Source organism: Paenibacillus sp. J31P316, from assembly GCF_056269105.1.
Genome location: NZ_JBWDNI010000007.1, coordinates 99,557 through 116,277 on the forward strand (window position 1 = coordinate 99,557; position 16,721 = coordinate 116,277).

Below are 16,721 nucleotides of genomic sequence, written 5' to 3' on the forward strand. Positions count from 1 at the left end.
ATGGACGTACGGCCCGAAACAGGCGTGTTTTACCCCTTCAGACTGCCCGCCATGACGCCTTTCACGAACGATTTCTGAAACACGAGGAAGAAAACCGTGATCGGCAGGCAGACGAGCACCGTTCCGCCGAATACGAGATCCCACTGTCCGACCTTGGAGGTGCTGAAAATATACAGTTGAAGCGGCAGCGTAAACATGGCGTTCTTGTTCAGCACGATCAGCGGCACCAGCAGGTCGTTCCATATGCTCACGCCTCGGATGACCAGCACGATGCCGGTAATCGTCTTGAGCAGCGGCATGTAGATGTGGATATACGTTTTGAGCGGGCCGCAGCCGTCGATCGAGGCCGACTCGACGATTTCCTTCGGGATCGAGCGCATGAAGCCGGCGTACAGGAAAATCACGAACGGCAGATACATCCCCGCGTAGACGAGCGCGACGCCGAGGAAGCTGTTGACCAGATCGAGCCGCTTCAGCAGAAGCAGCAGAGGCACGATCGTAATTTGAGGCGGCACGGAGATCAGCGCGACGAAGAACGTGTACAGTCTCCTGACCGCGCGGTTGTTCGGCAGGATGACGCCATAGGCCGCTAGCGAGCCAAGCGTTACGAGCAGCAGCAAGGACAGCGCCAGGACCAGCGCGCTATTGAAGAACGCGGTTTTGAAGTGCAGCTGTTCGTAAGCCCTTGTTATATTCTCGAACGTAAAAGAATGCTTCGTCAGCCAGAAGGGCTGCACCGAAATCGATTCCGCGAACTTGAACGCATTGTTGAGCGCATACCAGAGCGGCAGCAGGTAGAACAATGCCACGAGCGCGAGCACGACGTTCGTCGCGACTTGCGGCTTCTGCAGGCGGCCTTCGCCGCGGGCCTTATTCATGGGCGGCTTCCCTTCGGTTCAGCAGCCGCAGCAGGCCGAGCGTGATCGCCGTCGTGACGAGCGTCAGGATGACGGCAAGCGCCATGGCGCTGCCTTGCTGCATGCTTTTGAACGCATAGATATAGATCGAGATCGCCATCGTCTGGGAGGCGAAGCCGGGTCCCCCGCCCGTCAGGACGAACGGCAGATCGAAGATCGTCAGGATGCCGATCGCGGAGACGACGACGTTAATCGTGATCGCGTGCGACAGCAGCGGGAACGTGAGATACCGCAGCCGCTGGAACCAAGTAATGCCTTCAATGCTGGCCGATTCATAGATATCCGGCGGAATCGTGCTCAGCCCGCCCAAGTAAATCATCAGGTAGAAGCCGACGGAATACCACACGATGCTGAGGCTCATCGCGGGCATGACGGTTCCCGTTTGGCCGAGCCAATCCTGTGCCCAGCTTTCCTTCCCAAGCTTCTCGAGCACGAGGGCGACGGGGCCGAATACCGGATTGTAAATGACCTTCCAGACGATGCCGACGACGACCATGGAGAAAATATTCGGCAAATAGATGATCACCTTATACATGCCCGCGAACCGCCGGACGTCGTAGATCAGCACGGCGAGCAGCATCGAGATCACATTCAGGACGGGCACATATAAGCCGATCAGGAAGAGCGTATTCCAGATGAGCTGCTTGAATTGCGGGGACTGCAGAACGTAGCGGAAGTTATCCAAGCCGACGTAGTCGAAGTCCGGGCTGATGCCGTTCCAGTCCGTAAAGCTGAAGCGGAAGGACATTAAGGCCGGATAGAGGAAAAAGACGCCGATGACGGCGAGCGCCGGCAGGACGAATGCCGCGCCCGCGACCGCGGAACGATTGTTGCGGTACCAGACCCTCATGTTGCCACCTCTTTCGCGGAAGGAAGCCGGCGGCGGGGCGTTCCGGAGCTGGCCGGACCGCCGTTCCGCCGCCGTTTCCGGGATCGGATTATTTTTTGACCGCCTGCAGGTACGTGTCCTGCGTGAATTTGGCCGCGCCTTCCGGCGTCAGCTCGCCCGTCAGCACCCGTTGGAACGTCTGCACGAGCGAGGCCTGCACTTCGGACGGCAGCACTTCGAACCAGAGCGGACCGCTCTTCGCGTACGTCTTGAGGCCATCGACGTAGGCGGAGATGGCCGGGTCGATCTTGAGCTTGGCGGCGTCGGGCGACTTGGTCATCGGGATGTTGCCGCGCTTGTTCTGATAGATGTAATAGCCGTCGCCGTCGATGATGAAGTCGAGGAATTTCAGGGCCGCGTCCTTGTGCTTGCCCTCCGCGACCGCGAAGCCCGTCTCCGTCGCCACGACGGGCACCAGGTCCTGCCCCTTGTCGTTCCACGGCGGCATCATGACGCCCGTGCCGAAGTCGGCCGCCATCATCGTGCCCGCCAGCCAGATGCCGCTGAAGGACATGGCCGCTTTGCCTTGCAGGAACTCGTCGTTCGCTTGGCTGTACTGCAGGCTGGTGACGCCTTTGATCAGGTAGCCCTTATCGTAGAGCGTCTTGAATTTGGCGTAGATATCGGCGTATTCCGGCGTGTTGAAGTCGAACGTGCCGTCCGCGAGCTTCTTCAGCGCATCGGGGTCTTTGCCCACGATGTTGTTCGAGAACCCGTTGCTCCAGACGGTGTTGTTGACCGTGCCGTCCGCGCCCGCCACGATGAGCGGCGTGATGTCATGGCTCTTGAGCTGCTCGCAGGCCGCGAGGAATTCGTCCCAGTTCTTCGGCAGTTCTTTTATGCCGGCTTGGTCGAATAGTTTCTTATTGTAGTAGATCAAGGTCGTGGACAATCCGCCGGCGATGCCGAACAGCTTGCCGGACGAAGACGTGAACACCGGCTTCAGCCCGTCGATCGTGTTCTTGCCCGCGTCGCTGTCCTTCAGGTCGGCGATCAATCCGGTGTCGGCCAGCTGCGCGCCGAACGTGCCGCCGTCGATCGTCATGAAATCCGGCAGCGAGTTGGCCGCCGCCTTGGGCTGCAGGTACTCCGCGTTCGTGTCGTTCGGCACTTGTGAGAAGTCGACCTTGATGTTCGGGTACTTGGCCATGAACTGATCCACGATTTCCTGCGCGGCGTCCACCCAGTCGGAGCTCATCATCGACACCGTGAGCGTGACCTTCTCGTCCGCGGAGGTATTCGCTGGCGCGTTCGCCGGTTCGTCCGCCGGCGCGTTCGTGCCTGCGTTCGCGGAGGAACCGTTGCCCGCATCGTTCGCCGAGTTCGCTGGTGTCGTGCCGCCGTTGTTGTCGTTCCCGCAGCCGTAAAGCGGAACCGCCAGCAGCGAGAGCGCCAATACGGCCGAGCATGCTTTTTTCACTGAAACCATGGATCCATCCCCTTTTTGATTGGCTTAGTGAAAATATAGCACAGGCATTTCCACCTTATAAGGCAACAAAATTCACATCGAGTTCAATATTTTCAGAAAATTATGACACAAACCTAACAGCAAGTCCATTTCATGTTATATTCAGTAACATATAGCAGACATTTCTCTATTCCCGAAGCGGATGGCCGCTTCCAAATCCGAACAACGGAGCGAGTGCCGATGAAGATCTTCTCTCCCGGGCTGAGTATCCGCGTCAAGTTGATTCTATCGATCTACGGCACGATCATCTTCATCTCGTCCGTGCTGGGCTACTTCTCCTACCAATATTCCGCGGACAACGTCGTGAACAAAGTGAGCATCGCCAACCAAGCCACCGTCAAGCAGATCGACGCCAACCTGAATTTCCTGCAGCATGAAATTGACGACATTTCCATGCAGCTCGAACTGCACGACCTCGTGCAGTCTTTTCTCAAAGGAAGCGCCAGCCCGCTCTACACCGACAAGTCACTGCTGTTCACCATGAGCCTCATCGCGGCGAAGAGCTACATCAACCTCACGATTCTGTACAACCTGTCGGATGATCAAATCCCGTTCCATATGAGCAACGACGGCAGCAACGGCATCTATCCGTTCTCCGTCTTCTCGGGCAGCGACACCTACCGGCAGATCAACGCGCGGCAAGGAAAACCCTACTGGTTCCGCTCCGACGACGAGCTGCTGATCCAAAACAATAAATATCCCAAGATCGTGATGGGGCGGATGGTTCGCGACCTTAACGATTATCACAACATCGGCCTGCTCATCATGTGCGTGAACGAGAAATACATTCAGAACCTGTACGCCGACAACCTGCAGACGAACGGCGGCAGCATCGCGATCGTCGACGGCAGCGGCAGCGTGATTTCGCACGGAGGTCCGGACTTCTACCCGGTCGTCGGTCAGACCTCGCGATTTGTCTCCGACGCTGCACGTCATCAAGAAGGCACCTTGGTGGAGAACGTCGGCGGACAACCGATGCTGATCGCCTACAGCAGCCTCAACGAAGTCGGCTGGAAAATCTATTACGCGGTGCCCATGGTGTCCCTGACCAAGGAGTTAAATGCCATTAAGAAGTTCACCTTCTACATCGTCGCCGGATGCCTCTTGGCTCTGCTGCCCGTCATGCTGCTGCTCTCCTCCCTGCTCACGCTGCCCATCAAGCGGCTTCTCCGTTCGATGCGCCGATTCCAGGCCGGACGCTTCGACGAGCGCGTGAAGATCATGAACAACGACGAGATCGGCCAGCTCTCCGAGGGCTACAACACGATGGTTGCCAGCATTAAAGATTTAGTCAATAAAATGTACGTCCTGCAGATCCGCGAACGGGAAGCCGAACTGAATGCCCTGCAAGCCCAGATCAATCCCCATTTTCTCTACAACACGCTCGATCTCATCTTCTGGAAAGCGCAGGCCTCCGGGGACAAGGAAATCGCACTCATGATCTATTCGCTGTCGCGCTTCTTCCGGATCAGCCTCAACCGCGGGGAAGGCATGACCATAGCGGCGCGGGAGAAGGAGCTCATCGAGCATTACCTGCTGCTCCATCAGAAACGGCACAAGCATAAGCTGACCTACGAAATCCGGTTCGAGGAGGACGTGCTGCCGTGCATGATCCCGAAGCTGATCCTGCAGCCGCTCGTCGAGAATGCCATGCTGCATGGCTTGGAGAAAAAGAAGAACGGCGGCCATATCATCGTGACGGCCGCGCGCGACGGCGACGAGCTTCGCTTCGCCGTCGAGGACGACGGGGTCGGCATGGACGAGGAGCAGCTGCGAGCCCTGTTCTCCCCGCCGGCCGAACGTCCCGCCGCAGCGGCGATGCCGGAGCTTCCCGGCGGTTACGCCGTGCACAATGTCGTGGAGCGCTTGAAGCTGATTTACGGAGATCGCTATAAGATGGTTTTCTCCAGCACGCCCGGACTGGGCACGAGAGCGGAAATCGTCCTGCCGGCCGATATGCCGGAGGCTAAGGGAGGAATTACGGCATGAGCATGAAGCTGCTGATCGTGGACGACGAAGAGGAGGTTCGCGCCGGGATTCGGGGCATGATCGACTGGGAGGGCAACGGTATCGAGGTTTGCGGCGAAGCGGAGGACGGCCTCCAGGCGCTGACTATCATTCGCGAGGCGCGGCCGGAGATTCTGCTGATGGACATCCGCATGCCCGAGCTGAACGGACTGCAGGTCGCGGAAGCGATGCAGAGGGAGGGCCATGCGTCCAAGGCGATTCTGCTCAGCGGCTACGACGACTTCGCGTTCGCGCAGCAGGCGCTGAAATTCGGCGTATCGGAATACTTGCTCAAGCCGTGCATGCCGGACGAAATTCTTGCCGCGGTGCTGAAGACAGCCGCCATGATCCGGGAGGAATCGGAACGGCAGGAGAAATACGCGGGCCTGCAGGCCATGCTTGATTCGCAGATGCCGTTCCTGAAGGAGCGCTTCCTGCTGAAATGCCTGCACGGCGAGCTCCCGGCGACGGAAGATCCGCAAGAGGGCTTCGCCCTGTACGGAATCGCGATGCCGGCGGCGGAGACAGCAGCCGTGCTTGTGCGCATCGACGACTACGGCGCGCTGTGCGGGGATGCCAAAGAGCGGGACATCGCGTATTGGCGCTTCTCCGTCCGAAGCGCGGCGGAGCGGTTCTTGGGTACCCGCTTGCCGATGGAGTTCGTCGACGACCAGGATGATTTTGCCCTGATCATGCATATCGCTTCCGAAGAAGACGAGGCCCCTCTCGCGGAAGGTCTACGCCGTATGCAGGGGGAGCTGCACGGGCAGTTCGGCTTTACGGCTTCGGTCGGCATCGGCCGCGCATACCACGGCATCGGCCAGCTCCATCTCTCCTATTCGGAAGCCCGCCAGGCCATGGAAGCCCGATTCGCGCGCGGGGACGGCTGTCTGGTCCAGTACGAAGAATTGTCGGTCCAGGATCCCGGGCAGTCCGTGCCCAGCTATCCGTTTACGGAGGAGAAGCAAATTGTGCACAGCGTAAAGAACGGCAATCAAGCCGCGCTGGAGCGTCAGGTGAATGCGTTTCTCGAGGCGCTTGCTCCGTCTCCGGACTCTCCATCCAGGGAGCATGTCGTCCGGTGCTGCATGGCGCTTCTGTTGTCGCTCTATCATCTGTGCCTTGAAACCCGCTCCAATCCGGACGACGTCTTCGGGCAAGGGCTCGCTTCGATCGACGCGCTGCTGGGCGTGCCCACCATGCGCCAGTTGAAGGACAACGTGCTGCAAACGACGAACGATGTCTGCCGTAAGATCAACAGCCGCAAGTCCGGCCACAAGACGGTCGAGCAAGCCGTTGCCTATATCCAAGCCAACTTTGCCGGCGAGCTGACGCTCGAGACGGTCGCCAACCAGGTGTACGTGAACCCGAATTACTTCTGCCTGCTGTTCAAGCAGTCCATGGGCATCAACTTCATCGACTACGTGCATCAGATTCGGATCGAGCAGGCATGCGAAGGGCTTGCCGCCCATCCGTACAAGACGTACGAAATCGCGGCCAAGGTCGGGTACGCGAACGAGAAGTACTTTTGCCAGATCTTCAAGAAGCTGACCGGGCTGACGCCTTCCCAATATCGCGACCGGTACGGCAGTACCTCCCTCCGTTGATTGGCGCTGGATCGACGAAAAAGGATGCCGCTACCTTGGGTAGCGGCATCCTTGATGTTGTGTTGAGAAGCGAGAAAGCTGTTGTTCGGCAGCTTTTGCGTGCATATCAGCTGTCTGGAGCTTCAAAAGCTGTTTTTTGCATCCTTCGGCCAGCATCATCACATACGTGGGCGTAAAAGCTGCTAATCAGCAGGTTTTACGAGTATTTGAGCCGCCTTGAACATGAAAAGCTGCTATTTCGCATCTTTTAGGACTACATCGACACATATGAAGGCGGGAAACCTGCTTTTCAGCAGCTTTTTCGCGCTTTCCGATCGTGTGGAACTCGAAAAGCTGCTGTTTGGCAGCTTTTCGACTTCCCCCACCGCAACCATGCTATAACTGCCCCGCCGTCCCCAGCGGCACGCCCTTCTCATACAACGCCAGCGCCCGGTCCATAACGACGTAGAAGTCCGCGTCCGGATGCTCCGCGCAGTACAGCTGGGCGGCCATGCCAACGCCAAGCACGGTTCCGGCGAACATCATAACCTCGAAGTCGTCCCGAGGTCTTCCCAGCCGGTCGGCCGCGAGCTGCGCGATCATCTTCAGCGATTGGTTCATCTGGAATAGCGAAGCGGCGCGCAGCTCCGGCACGGACATCATCAGCTTCATGCGCTCGTCGAGGGCTTTCCTCTCCTCGTCGGTCATCTCGGCGAAGCCTGCCTGCACGGCCTTTCGGAGCGCCTCGATCGGACGCAGCTGGGGCGGCTGCTTCAGGAACGACTCGATCAGCAGCGGGTCGTAATCGTCCTCGAGCACCAGCGCTTCCTTCGTCGGGAAATACCGGAAGAACGTGCTCGGCGAGATTTCGCTCGCTTCCGCGATCTGCTCGATCGTCGTCTCGTGATAGCCCTGCTCCCGCATAAGACGCATCCCCTGCTGCTGCAGCGTCCGGCGGGTTTTCAATTTCTTCTTCTCGCGAAGGCCGAGCTTCGCGGGTTCCGGGGATTCCGGAGACATGGCCGCATCACCTCTTTGCCTTCATTTTAACCGATTTCAGTGCTGCACTTCCATGCTTTGTCCGGAAGAACCCGGTTCAACCGCTTGCTCCGTCTCCTTATCCTTGTCGGAGGAGACCGTCAGAACTTCCCGTTTCAAGAACAGGCAGATGACGACGACGATGAGCGCGAACACGAACGATACCCAGTACAGATGCTGGAACGCGCCGGAGAAGACGTCCTTGATCTGTTCGACCAGGCTTGGATCAAGGCCCTCCGGTATGCCCCCTTGCGCGGCGCTGCCCAGCTCCTTCGCGGTATCCGCCGGCAGATTGCCCGCCAAGCCGCCGATGCCCGACGTAATCTTGGCCGCGAGCAGGCTGCCGAAGATGCTGACGCCGATCGTCATGCCGAAGGACTGGAAGAGCGTCACCGAAGTCAGGGCGATCCCGCTGTTTTCTTTGGCGACCGACTCCTGCACGATCAGATTATTGTTGAATAGAACCCCGAACCCGAGGCCCAAAATAATAAAGTAGGCGACGATGGCGATAATCGGCGTATGCATGTTCAAGCTGGTCATCAGCAAGAACGCCACTGCCGGAAGCGCCATCGAGACGGCGAAGATCGTGCGGTACGGAATTTTCGTCATGAGACGTCCCGAGACGATGCTCGCGAGGACGGCTCCGACCATCAGCGGCACCGTCAGGTAGCCGGATGCGATCGGCGACAGGCCGAGTACGTTTTGGGCAAAGAACGGGAACGAAGCGAACGATCCCATAACCCCGAGCACGAGCGTGAAGACGATCAGCGACAGGACGACGAACGTCCGGTTCTTGAAGAGATGCATCGGCAGAATCGGCTCTTTGGCCCACAGCTCGACGAATACGAAGATTGCGAGCATGACGGCGCCGAGCACCCACAGGCCGATCAAGGCCGGCGAGCTCCATGCGTAACCTTCCGTTTCGTGAAGCACGGGGGTCAGCAGCAAGGAGACGATCGATCCGACGAGCAGGAACGCGCCTGCCCAGTCAATGCTGGCGTTCTTATTGCCGGTAGATTCGCGCAAGCCCGCAGACAACACGATTGCAGCGATGACTCCGACAGGAATGTTCACCCAGAAAATCCAATGCCACGAGATATGCTCCGTCAGATAGCCGCCAAGCAACGGCCCGAGCAGCTGAGGCACGAACATGATCGCGCCGAATATCCCCTGCGTCTTCGCCCGCTGCTCCACGGTGAAGATATCTCCGAAAATGACCATGGCCAGCGGCATCAGCCCGCCTGCGCCAATTCCTTGAATGCCGCGTCCGAGCAGCAGCGTCGGCATGTTCTCCGCGAACCCGCTCACGATGGAGCCGGCAATGAACAAACCCATGCTAAGGATATAAATCTTCTTGCGGCCGTACAGATCCGCCAGCTTGCCCAGAATCGGCATAAAGGACGTCATCGTCAGCATATAGATGCCGACCACCCAGCCATACAACGACAGGCCATCCAAATCGCGGATAATCGTAGGCATCGCGGTGCTAACGACCGTCTCGTCGAGTTCCGAGAAAATAATGCCGATAATCAGGCCAATGACAATCAATGCTTTGTTATTCGTTCGTGCCAAGGCTGTAGCCTCCCCTTACTTGTTTGATATATTGACAGTCTATACATAATGATAGCAACTGTCAATTTAAACTAACTTCCATTATGCTGTTAATCTCAATCTCCATGACAACAATACCTTCGCTATATGAACAGAAAATGAACGACTATAATATTTCACCCGCCACGGAGTCATGAAGAACGAAAATGCAAAAAAGAGCGCCAGTCCAGGACATATCCGCTCGTCCGAGACTACCGCTCTGTTCTAGTTTAACTACTCTGCCGAAGACTTAACGACAGCGGATTACGTAACGGCCGCCTGCCTAGCCCATACGACGCGATCGCGGCCGCCGCGCTTTGCCTCATACAGGGCGTCGTCCGCTTCCCGCAGCAGCTCCGGAACAGCCTGTCCCGTGCGCACGGCGGCGCCGAAGCTCATCGTCACGGTGAACCGGACGCCTTCCCCCGCCTCGAACGTCTTGGCGGACAAGGCGCTGCGCAGCAAGGCCAGCCCGGTCTCCGCCGCCCCGATCTCCGTTGGCGGAATGATGATGGCGAATTCCTCGCCGCCGTAACGGTAGACGGAGCCGTTATCCCCGTTGAATACGCGTCCGAGCTCCACGGCCAGCTCCCGGAGCACATGATCGCCGATCAGATGCCCGTAGCTGTCGTTAATCCGCTTGAATTTATCGATATCCGCCATAATGACGGCGATGGGCCGCGACTGTTCGGCATACTGCTTCAGATGCTCCTGAAATGTCCGATGATTCCATAAGCCGGTCAGATAATCCCGCTTGGCCATGCTTTCGAACACGCTTTTCTCGCCAAGATGCTTCCGCTCCCGCGCGACGATCATGCCGCCCAGGATGCCGATAAACAGCAGGAACGTAAAATTCATCACGATATACGGAAGCTCCTTGTCCGGCAGGACATGGCCTTTCGCGCCGATCAGGGACGCATAGATGGCGATAAGCGCAGCCGAGGTGGCGACTGCCCCCTTCATTCCCCAATACACGGAAGCATGCAGGATAATCAAGTAGCCGATCGGAAACATCGGACTGCCTGCATAGCCGGTCAAGAGCAGCAGGACCGTCAGCGCGCAGAGATCGAACAGGATCCCGGCCCTCGTTATGTAGACGTACGTTTTTCGATCGGTTTGATTCTTGTAGAGCACGTACTGCGTAGCTCCCATGTAGAGCGTACTCAGACAGAACGCCGCCAGGAAGAACGCATGCGTCGCAGGCGAATCATAGTATCCGTAGTACATCCAAACGGAAGCCAGCAGAAAGAACCAACGCACGAAGGAAAACAGCATTTCCAGCATCCGATCCTTCTTCTGTGTCCCGATCATGATGATGCACATCCATTCGACAAGATATGCTTCTACTATACCATGCCCGACAACATGTAAAAGCATGAAATGCCGAAATTTGAAACTTTTGGATTGCGTTCCTAGGCAGAAAGGCCGTCCCAGGCACGGGAAATGCTTAGGGTTGGCCTCCTGTCCAAACCGCGACCGCCTTGGTCCCGCTAGCTGCCATACACCGACGCATTGAAGTTCTCCGGACCTGAGCGAAGCACCGACGTATTCGTGCTGACGACGGCAAACAGCGAGTAGACGAGCAATCCGCTGACGGGAACGGGCGTGTTGTAATGGGAGGCGGAAAGCGTGACCAACTGGCTATCGACGTCGGATAACGAGAACGACTGAACGGACTGATACACGATCGGCGCAGCAATGGAATAGCCGTTCACGATCGCCAAGGTTACTCTGGTCGTCGTCTTCTCCTGGGAAGGGAGCAGAACGCCGACAACGGCATCGAACTGGACGCGAATCATGCCCATCGTCGAGGCAGGAACGTTCAGTCCCACTTGACCGACGAGGACCGGCTCGTCTACCGGAAACGGATCCGGCGAAGCCAGCGGAGCGCTGATATTCATGGATGTTCTGGCATCGATTAAAATCCCCATACCTAATCACCTCCTAGCAGAGTTGTGCTAGTTTATGCTTGTCTCAGGCAGAAGGGAAAGGCGTACCGGCAATGAATTGCCGCCATGCGGGCAGAAGCAGGCTAATCGCAAGCCGGGTCTTAGGGCTAACGGCCCGATTTTTCGGGCGGCCCTCTATTCACTTAGCAAATTATAGTAAAATGGTTAATAGAACAAAACGTTGCTGATAGAAACACAGCGTTAATGAAGGGGAGGGTCCCATAATGAGCCCACATTCGACAGATTCCGGGCGCGGTTCGAGAGCCGCGCGCGCACGAGAGAAGAAAGCCGGTTCGCACGGCATGCTGCTGACGACAGGGGCGTTTCTGATCGTGGTTTGCGTTATCCTTTACGGCGTGTATGCGTCGCATAAAGACTCGGGGGAGAAGGCGCTCGAAGGAGCCAAGTCACCCGCGGACACGCAGTCGGCCGGTGCCGGGAATAGCGGCGATCAAGGCGGAGACGCGTCCAGTACAACGTCGAACACTTCCGGCGGCGGGACTAGTCCGGATACGCCCGTATCTTCCGATAACGCCGATGGAGCAGGCACGGATAACGGCGGCAGCACGACAGGCAGCGGTTCCGATGGCGGCGATACGCCGGCCGTATCGGACGACGCCGGCGCTTCCGATCCAGCTGCAGGCGGCGGCAGCAACGGCAATGCCGGCACCGAAGGGTCGACCGTGTTCGAGCCCGTCAATACGCCGGACAAGCCTGATGCGGGCAAAGGCAGTACCTCCCCTCCGAAGCAGACGGATGGCGATAACGGCGGCAAGAATACCTCGACATCCGGGAAGCCGGCTTCGAAGCCTTCGACGACGTACGTCGTACGGAAGGGCGACACGCTGTCGACGATTTCGCTCAAGTTCTACGGCTCCAAGCAGTATGTCTCCTTCTTGGCGGAACGCAACGGCATCGCGTTCGTGAACGACATGAAGCCGGGCGATAGGATCAAGATCCCTGCTCTGACCGCTAGCGCCGGGTCATCGACGATCGGCAAGGACGAGCAAGCGGACTACTCCAAGGTCAAGCTGCCGGCCGCTTATCTCGTTCGTCCCGGAGATACCCTCTACCGAATATCCGTCCTGTTCTATAAATCGGGCGATTACGTGAGCCTAATTGCCAAGAAGAACAACCTGGATGAGAAGGCAGGCTTGAAGGCCGGCGTCTCCCTGACGATACCTGCTAAGCCTGCTTCGAAATAAACCAAACGTTTGTCCCGCGGTTCGCAACTGCTGGGCACTCATACGGCGAAGGCCGCCATATCCCCATCGGGATATGGCGGCCTTCTTGCGTTGCTTGCTGTTCGGGCGACATTGACCTGCTTGCTGCTCGCGCGGTGGCTTGTAGCCGGCGCTTAATTAGCCGCCCTGCACTTGTTCCGCCGAGATATGGAACGTCCACGGCCCGCGAATTACGACTTTGGGTTGAACCAGCTTCAATGTCGCATAGCGGCTTCCGGGATCAAAGGCGAATTCGATATATTCGATCGCGCCGGTCTGCTCGTTCAGCTTTGCCATATGACTCATGGCGTCAATGCTGAATTCGTAAAGCGAGGATCTGGCATGCTCATCGTAATGGAGATCAACATACATTCGGACCGTGTTCGGCGCATCGTCCGCTCGTTCCACCTTCGTGACGGTGACGGGGAAGCCGGCGATTTCAAACGTCCGGTTCAGCTGCGAATTCGGCTCCGTCGGCAGCCGCAGTTCGACCTCGTCGTTGTACGTGACGCTGACTTCGGGCAAAGTGAGCGTGTACGATTTGGCCTGCTGCGACAACAGAAAATAAAATTCGTCGGCCGGACTGCTCACGCCAGGAATTCGCTCGATAGCCGCCTGTTTGCCGTTATCGTCGACGACATGCAGCTTCAAGCGCTCATCGTGCATGTAGACGCCGAAAATCCCGTAATCGAGCATCTGGTAGTCCTTCCGCTGCGGCGTCACCAGAGACACTCTCCCTTTGTCCCCTTGCCGGTCCACGATTGCGGTGATGGGGAGCTCGTTAGCCGTTACCGTCTCGCCCAATTCCGTATAACTGGCTACCGACTTTGCCGGTTCAAGCGGTACGGGGACATCGACGTCAGGCTTCAGCGGAATCCGCAGCGTAATGCGTCCCTTCAGATCCAGCCTGCCCTTATGCCAGTAGGATGCCGTCCATTCCGAGCCTCCCCAGGACGAAATAGCTCGACTTACCCGATAGGCAGTCCCCTGCTCGTTAACCAGGGTGACGCTCTCGAATCGCGGCGCATCGCTGCCCGCCATCGTGATATAAGTCATCTCGTCGTCGGTCTGGAATCCGGTGATCATAACGGTTCCCTCTCCGATCGCAACGGAAATCGGTTGTTTCATGACATACCGCTCCGGCGCGGCTTCATCCTCTTCCACAACCCCGATTCCCGGCACGAACTGCAGCGCCTTCTGGATCGAGGCCCATACTGTCGTATGGCTCAGCAGCAGTACCGCCAGCACAAGAATGCCCCCTGCCGCCGCGACAGCCGCAAAGCTCCGCTTCCACCGGTTTCGTTTGCGTTTCTTCGATTCTTGCTGCTCGCGGGCGGCTTGCCGGATGCCCAGCCGGCTTCGTTCGCGGAGCTCGGCAGGGATCGGAACAGCCTGCAATTCACGCTTCAGTCGATTGTCACGCATATTCGTCCTCCTCCGCTCGCTTCTTCAGCTTCCGCAGCGCCCGATAGAGCAGCGTCTTGCCCGTCCCGAGCGGAACGTTCATGATTTCCGCCGCCTCGCGAATCGTATAATCGTAATAGAACCGCAGAATAACGACATGCTTCTCCTCGGCATCCAGCGCCTCGATCCAAGCTTGCAGCGACAAGGACAATACAAGGCCGCCATCTTCGCCATCGATCGCAACGGCATCGCCGTATTCCGGCTTCCATGCCGCATGCCGTCTGCGTTTGCGCAGCAGGTCGACGGCGCAGCTCATGGCGATTTTGATCAGCCAGGTTTTGAAATAGCGCGGTTCTTCCAAGCTCGCGATCGATTTGAAGGACCGGTAAGCCGTTTCCTGCACGATATCGAGCGCGTCCTCCGGATTGCCTGCGTAGGCGTACGCGGTACGGTACAAATCCTCTTCGTACTGCTGAAACAGCTCCGAAAAAGCCGTTTCGTCGCCCTGCCGAGCCCGCCTGACCACCTGTTCTACAATCGTCATCACCCGCTTCGTCTTGGCATCCGTTTCTAATCATTAGACGTGCATGCGCGTCGTTTGGCTTTAACCCGGCACAACTTTTCGTTACGACGGAATGTCACACTGTCCTTCTATTTTACAACGGGACATTCATGCCGCGTAACAGCCGGCTTCCCCTTGCCGCGATTCGCCCCTGGACAGCTCGGGTAACAAGGAGAGAAGCTACCGCTCCATCACTCGATTCCAAGGAGGAATGCGCGATGAACGAGAGAAGCCAAACGTTAAATCAGGATCAGAACGTGCAGACGGATCAGATCGAACAGGCTGTTCAGGCGATGAGCAACGGCAAGGGAGACCAGATTTTGCAGGATTTCGAGGCCTTCAGAAGCTATCTGGCCAAACGGATCGAGATGGCTCAAGGCCTCGGCTTCGGCGACGAACAGCTGGCGGTGATCGCCCAGAAGGTCGCCGGCTATCTGGCAGAGCACGAGGAGCCACGGAACAGCGAAGAATATCTCCTAAGGGAATTATGGAAAGTCGGCACGGAAGCCGAACAGCATAAGCTCGCACACTTGTTGGTCAAACTAGCCCAATCCTCCCATTAATCCGAGCAAGACGGACAATGCGCTAGATCAAACACCCGCGCTTAGGGCCGGAAGCACCTCGATCGAGGCCGCTTCCGGCCTTGTCTGCGTGCGCCTCTCGGAGGAAGCTGCGACCGTTCCCGCGTGGTATACTGGAAGTAATATGATATCGGAGGTGGCTGGCCATGACCGCTAATCGTTCCGTTCCGGCGAACATCGTGCTCCCTCATGTTTTCTATGAAGATGTCGCTGCCGCGCTGCACTGGCTGTCGAATGCCTTCGGCTTTACCGAGTATTTGCGCTTCGGTCTTCCGAACGGAGAAGGACTGCATGGCGCCATGATTCGCCGCGGAGAAGCCTGGGTCATGCTCAAGAGCCCCGGTTCGTCGGCCACGAGTCCGTCCAAGCTCGGCGGCGGTTCGCAGCAGCTGATGATCTTCGTCGAGGAGCTTGAGGAACATTACCGAGCCGCGCGTTCCTCAGGGGCCCATATCGTGGAAGAGCCTCACGTCACGGAGTATGGAGAGCAGCAGTACGTCGCCCAAGATCTAGAGGGACACACGTGGATTTTTGCGAGACATGTGCGCGACGCAGCACCCGAGGAATGGGGAGCCGTGAGGGCAGGAACACCGTAATACCGATCACCAGAAGTTCAGAGGAGGATAATCAAGTGGCAAAAGTCGTCATCACAGGCGGGAGCGGCATGCTCGGCCAATGGGTCGTCAAGCATTTCGTCGAACAGCAATACGAAGTCGTGAACGTGGATACCGTACGGCCGAAGGAATGGCTCTGCCCCACGCTTATTGCCGATCTCACCAACCTGGGCGAGGTCTACAGCGCGCTTGCCGGAGCGGATGCCGTCGTGCATTTGGCGGCGATTCCTGCCGCGCATATCCGAACGAGCGAAGTTACGTTCCACAACAACGTCATGTCCACCTACAACATTTTGGAGGCTGCCGCAGGCCTGGGTATCCGTAAAGCGGTCATCGCCTCCAGCGAATCGTCCTATGGCATCGTGTTCGCGGTCAATCGGTTCGGACCGTCCTACGTGCCGGTCGACGAAGACCACCCGCAGCTTCCGCAGGACAGCTACGGCCTGTCCAAGGTCGTGAACGAGCAGACGGCGGACATGTTCCATCGCCGGACCGGCATGCAGGTCGTATCCCTTCGAATCGGCAACGTCATCCCGCCCGAGCGGTACGAGCAGTTCCCTTCTTTCATTCACGACTCGGCCGAGCGCGACCGCATCCTATGGAGCTATGTCGACACGCGCGACATCGCGGAAGCCTGCCAACTGTCCATCGAGAAGGACGGACTCGGCTCCGTCGCCATCAATCTCGCGGCAGACGATACGAGCATGGCCATACCGAGCCGCCAGCTGCTCGCCGAACAATTTCCCGAAGTGAGCGATTTCCGCGAGCCGATGAGCGGCTTCGAGTCGCTGCTCAGCAATGCGCGCGCCAAAGAGCTGCTCGGCTGGCAGCCGAAGCATGCTTGGCGGAATTACGTGCCGGAATCCTGATGTTTGACCCTGATCCAACCCTTA

General features: G+C 57.9%; 15 protein-coding genes. 6 read left to right on the forward strand and 9 right to left on the reverse strand.

The features are described from left to right. Positions 1 to 29 precede the first annotated feature (29 nt). From AC0YNU_RS20755 to AC0YNU_RS20765, 3 genes are all read right to left on the reverse strand, one after another. Positions 30 to 878, reverse strand: coding sequence for a carbohydrate ABC transporter permease (locus AC0YNU_RS20755; RefSeq protein ID WP_475760143.1), 849 nt, complete (start codon positions 876 to 878; stop codon positions 30 to 32). Then, positions 871 to 1,767, reverse strand: a complete 897-nt coding sequence (locus AC0YNU_RS20760) for a carbohydrate ABC transporter permease (protein ID WP_475760145.1) — start codon at positions 1,765 to 1,767, stop codon at positions 871 to 873. The genes AC0YNU_RS20755 and AC0YNU_RS20760 overlap by 8 nt, the downstream gene beginning before the upstream one ends. Positions 1,768 to 1,855: 88 nt before the next feature. Continuing rightward, positions 1,856 to 3,235 carry an ABC transporter substrate-binding protein gene (locus AC0YNU_RS20765; RefSeq protein ID WP_475760147.1) on the reverse strand — a complete coding sequence of 460 codons (1,380 nt, stop codon included), beginning with the start codon at positions 3,233 to 3,235 and terminating at the stop codon, positions 1,856 to 1,858. Positions 3,236 to 3,454: 219 nt separating this feature from the next. On the opposite strand from AC0YNU_RS20765, the gene AC0YNU_RS20770 reads away from it, so the two are divergent. Together AC0YNU_RS20770 and AC0YNU_RS20775 are read left to right on the forward strand one after the other, a co-directional pair. After that, positions 3,455 to 5,263, forward strand: coding sequence for a sensor histidine kinase (locus AC0YNU_RS20770; RefSeq protein ID WP_475760149.1), 1,809 nt, complete (start codon positions 3,455 to 3,457; stop codon positions 5,261 to 5,263). After that, a complete protein-coding gene (locus AC0YNU_RS20775) occupies positions 5,260 to 6,888 on the forward strand; it encodes a response regulator (RefSeq protein ID WP_475760151.1) in 1,629 nt (542 codons plus the stop codon). Before AC0YNU_RS20770 ends, AC0YNU_RS20775 begins: the two co-directional genes overlap by 4 nt. Positions 6,889 to 7,263: 375 nt before the next feature. Here AC0YNU_RS20775 and AC0YNU_RS20780 read toward each other — a convergent pair whose 3' ends face one another. From AC0YNU_RS20780 to AC0YNU_RS20795, 4 genes are all read right to left on the reverse strand, one after another. Further along, a complete protein-coding gene (locus AC0YNU_RS20780) occupies positions 7,264 to 7,887 on the reverse strand; it encodes an acyl-CoA-like ligand-binding transcription factor (protein ID WP_475760153.1) in 624 nt (207 codons plus the stop codon). Between the two features lie 36 nt (positions 7,888 to 7,923). Continuing rightward, positions 7,924 to 9,477: an MDR family MFS transporter gene (locus AC0YNU_RS20785; RefSeq protein ID WP_475760155.1), complete on the reverse strand. Its 1,554-nt coding sequence runs from the start codon at positions 9,475 to 9,477 to the stop codon at positions 7,924 to 7,926. 282 nt (positions 9,478 to 9,759) lie between these two features. Further along, entirely contained in the window at positions 9,760 to 10,806 is a 1,047-nt protein-coding gene (locus tag AC0YNU_RS20790) for a GGDEF domain-containing protein (RefSeq protein ID WP_475760157.1), read from the reverse strand. 179 nt (positions 10,807 to 10,985) lie between these two features. Then, positions 10,986 to 11,426 carry a hypothetical protein gene (locus tag AC0YNU_RS20795; protein ID WP_475760159.1) on the reverse strand — a complete coding sequence of 147 codons (441 nt, stop codon included), beginning with the start codon at positions 11,424 to 11,426 and terminating at the stop codon, positions 10,986 to 10,988. Between the two features lie 242 nt (positions 11,427 to 11,668). Between AC0YNU_RS20795 and AC0YNU_RS20800 the strand changes: the two genes are divergently transcribed. Continuing rightward, on the forward strand, positions 11,669 to 12,649 hold the full coding sequence (locus AC0YNU_RS20800; RefSeq protein WP_475760161.1) for a LysM peptidoglycan-binding domain-containing protein: 981 nt from the start codon (positions 11,669 to 11,671) through the stop codon (positions 12,647 to 12,649). Between the two features lie 156 nt (positions 12,650 to 12,805). Here AC0YNU_RS20800 and AC0YNU_RS20805 read toward each other — a convergent pair whose 3' ends face one another. Beyond that, a complete protein-coding gene (locus tag AC0YNU_RS20805) occupies positions 12,806 to 14,092 on the reverse strand; it encodes a hypothetical protein (RefSeq protein ID WP_475760163.1) in 1,287 nt (428 codons plus the stop codon). Continuing rightward, a complete protein-coding gene (locus AC0YNU_RS20810) occupies positions 14,085 to 14,615 on the reverse strand; it encodes a sigma-70 family RNA polymerase sigma factor (RefSeq protein ID WP_475760165.1) in 531 nt (176 codons plus the stop codon). Before AC0YNU_RS20810 ends, AC0YNU_RS20805 begins: the two co-directional genes overlap by 8 nt. 236 nt (positions 14,616 to 14,851) lie before the next feature. Between AC0YNU_RS20810 and AC0YNU_RS20815 the strand changes: the two genes are divergently transcribed. From AC0YNU_RS20815 to AC0YNU_RS20825, 3 genes are all read left to right on the forward strand, one after another. Continuing rightward, on the forward strand, positions 14,852 to 15,196 hold the full coding sequence (locus AC0YNU_RS20815; protein ID WP_475760167.1) for a DUF3243 family protein: 345 nt from the start codon (positions 14,852 to 14,854) through the stop codon (positions 15,194 to 15,196). 164 nt (positions 15,197 to 15,360) lie between these two features. Continuing rightward, the gene (locus AC0YNU_RS20820) at positions 15,361 to 15,810 is read left to right on the forward strand and encodes a VOC family protein (protein WP_475760168.1); all 450 of its coding nucleotides are present in this window, start codon (positions 15,361 to 15,363) and stop codon (positions 15,808 to 15,810) included. A 35-nt stretch (positions 15,811 to 15,845) separates the two neighbouring features. After that, positions 15,846 to 16,697 (forward strand): NAD-dependent epimerase/dehydratase family protein, encoded by an 852-nt coding sequence (locus AC0YNU_RS20825; protein ID WP_475760170.1) that lies wholly within the window; start codon positions 15,846 to 15,848, stop codon positions 16,695 to 16,697. Positions 16,698 to 16,721 lie beyond the last annotated feature (24 nt).

What these genes read in the sequence shown, in the direction of transcription:
- AC0YNU_RS20755 (WP_475760143.1), bottom strand. Translation starts at nt 878, where the DNA reads ATGAATAAGGCCCGCGGCGAAGGCCGCCTGCAGAAGCCGCAAGTCGCG.
- AC0YNU_RS20760 (WP_475760145.1), bottom strand. Translation starts at nt 1,767, where the DNA reads ATGAGGGTCTGGTACCGCAACAATCGTTCCGCGGTCGCGGGCGCGGCA.
- AC0YNU_RS20765 (WP_475760147.1), bottom strand. Translation starts at nt 3,235, where the DNA reads ATGGTTTCAGTGAAAAAAGCATGCTCGGCCGTATTGGCGCTCTCGCTG.
- AC0YNU_RS20770 (WP_475760149.1), top strand. Translation starts at nt 3,455, where the DNA reads ATGAAGATCTTCTCTCCCGGGCTGAGTATCCGCGTCAAGTTGATTCTA.
- AC0YNU_RS20775 (WP_475760151.1), top strand. Translation starts at nt 5,260, where the DNA reads ATGAGCATGAAGCTGCTGATCGTGGACGACGAAGAGGAGGTTCGCGCC.
- AC0YNU_RS20780 (WP_475760153.1), bottom strand. Translation starts at nt 7,887, where the DNA reads ATGTCTCCGGAATCCCCGGAACCCGCGAAGCTCGGCCTTCGCGAGAAG.
- AC0YNU_RS20790 (WP_475760157.1), bottom strand. Translation starts at nt 10,806, where the DNA reads ATGATCGGGACACAGAAGAAGGATCGGATGCTGGAAATGCTGTTTTCC.
- AC0YNU_RS20795 (WP_475760159.1), bottom strand. Translation starts at nt 11,426, where the DNA reads ATGGGGATTTTAATCGATGCCAGAACATCCATGAATATCAGCGCTCCG.
- AC0YNU_RS20800 (WP_475760161.1), top strand. Translation starts at nt 11,669, where the DNA reads ATGAGCCCACATTCGACAGATTCCGGGCGCGGTTCGAGAGCCGCGCGC.
- AC0YNU_RS20805 (WP_475760163.1), bottom strand. Translation starts at nt 14,092, where the DNA reads ATGCGTGACAATCGACTGAAGCGTGAATTGCAGGCTGTTCCGATCCCT.
- AC0YNU_RS20810 (WP_475760165.1), bottom strand. Translation starts at nt 14,615, where the DNA reads ATGACGATTGTAGAACAGGTGGTCAGGCGGGCTCGGCAGGGCGACGAA.
- AC0YNU_RS20815 (WP_475760167.1), top strand. Translation starts at nt 14,852, where the DNA reads ATGAACGAGAGAAGCCAAACGTTAAATCAGGATCAGAACGTGCAGACG.
- AC0YNU_RS20820 (WP_475760168.1), top strand. Translation starts at nt 15,361, where the DNA reads ATGACCGCTAATCGTTCCGTTCCGGCGAACATCGTGCTCCCTCATGTT.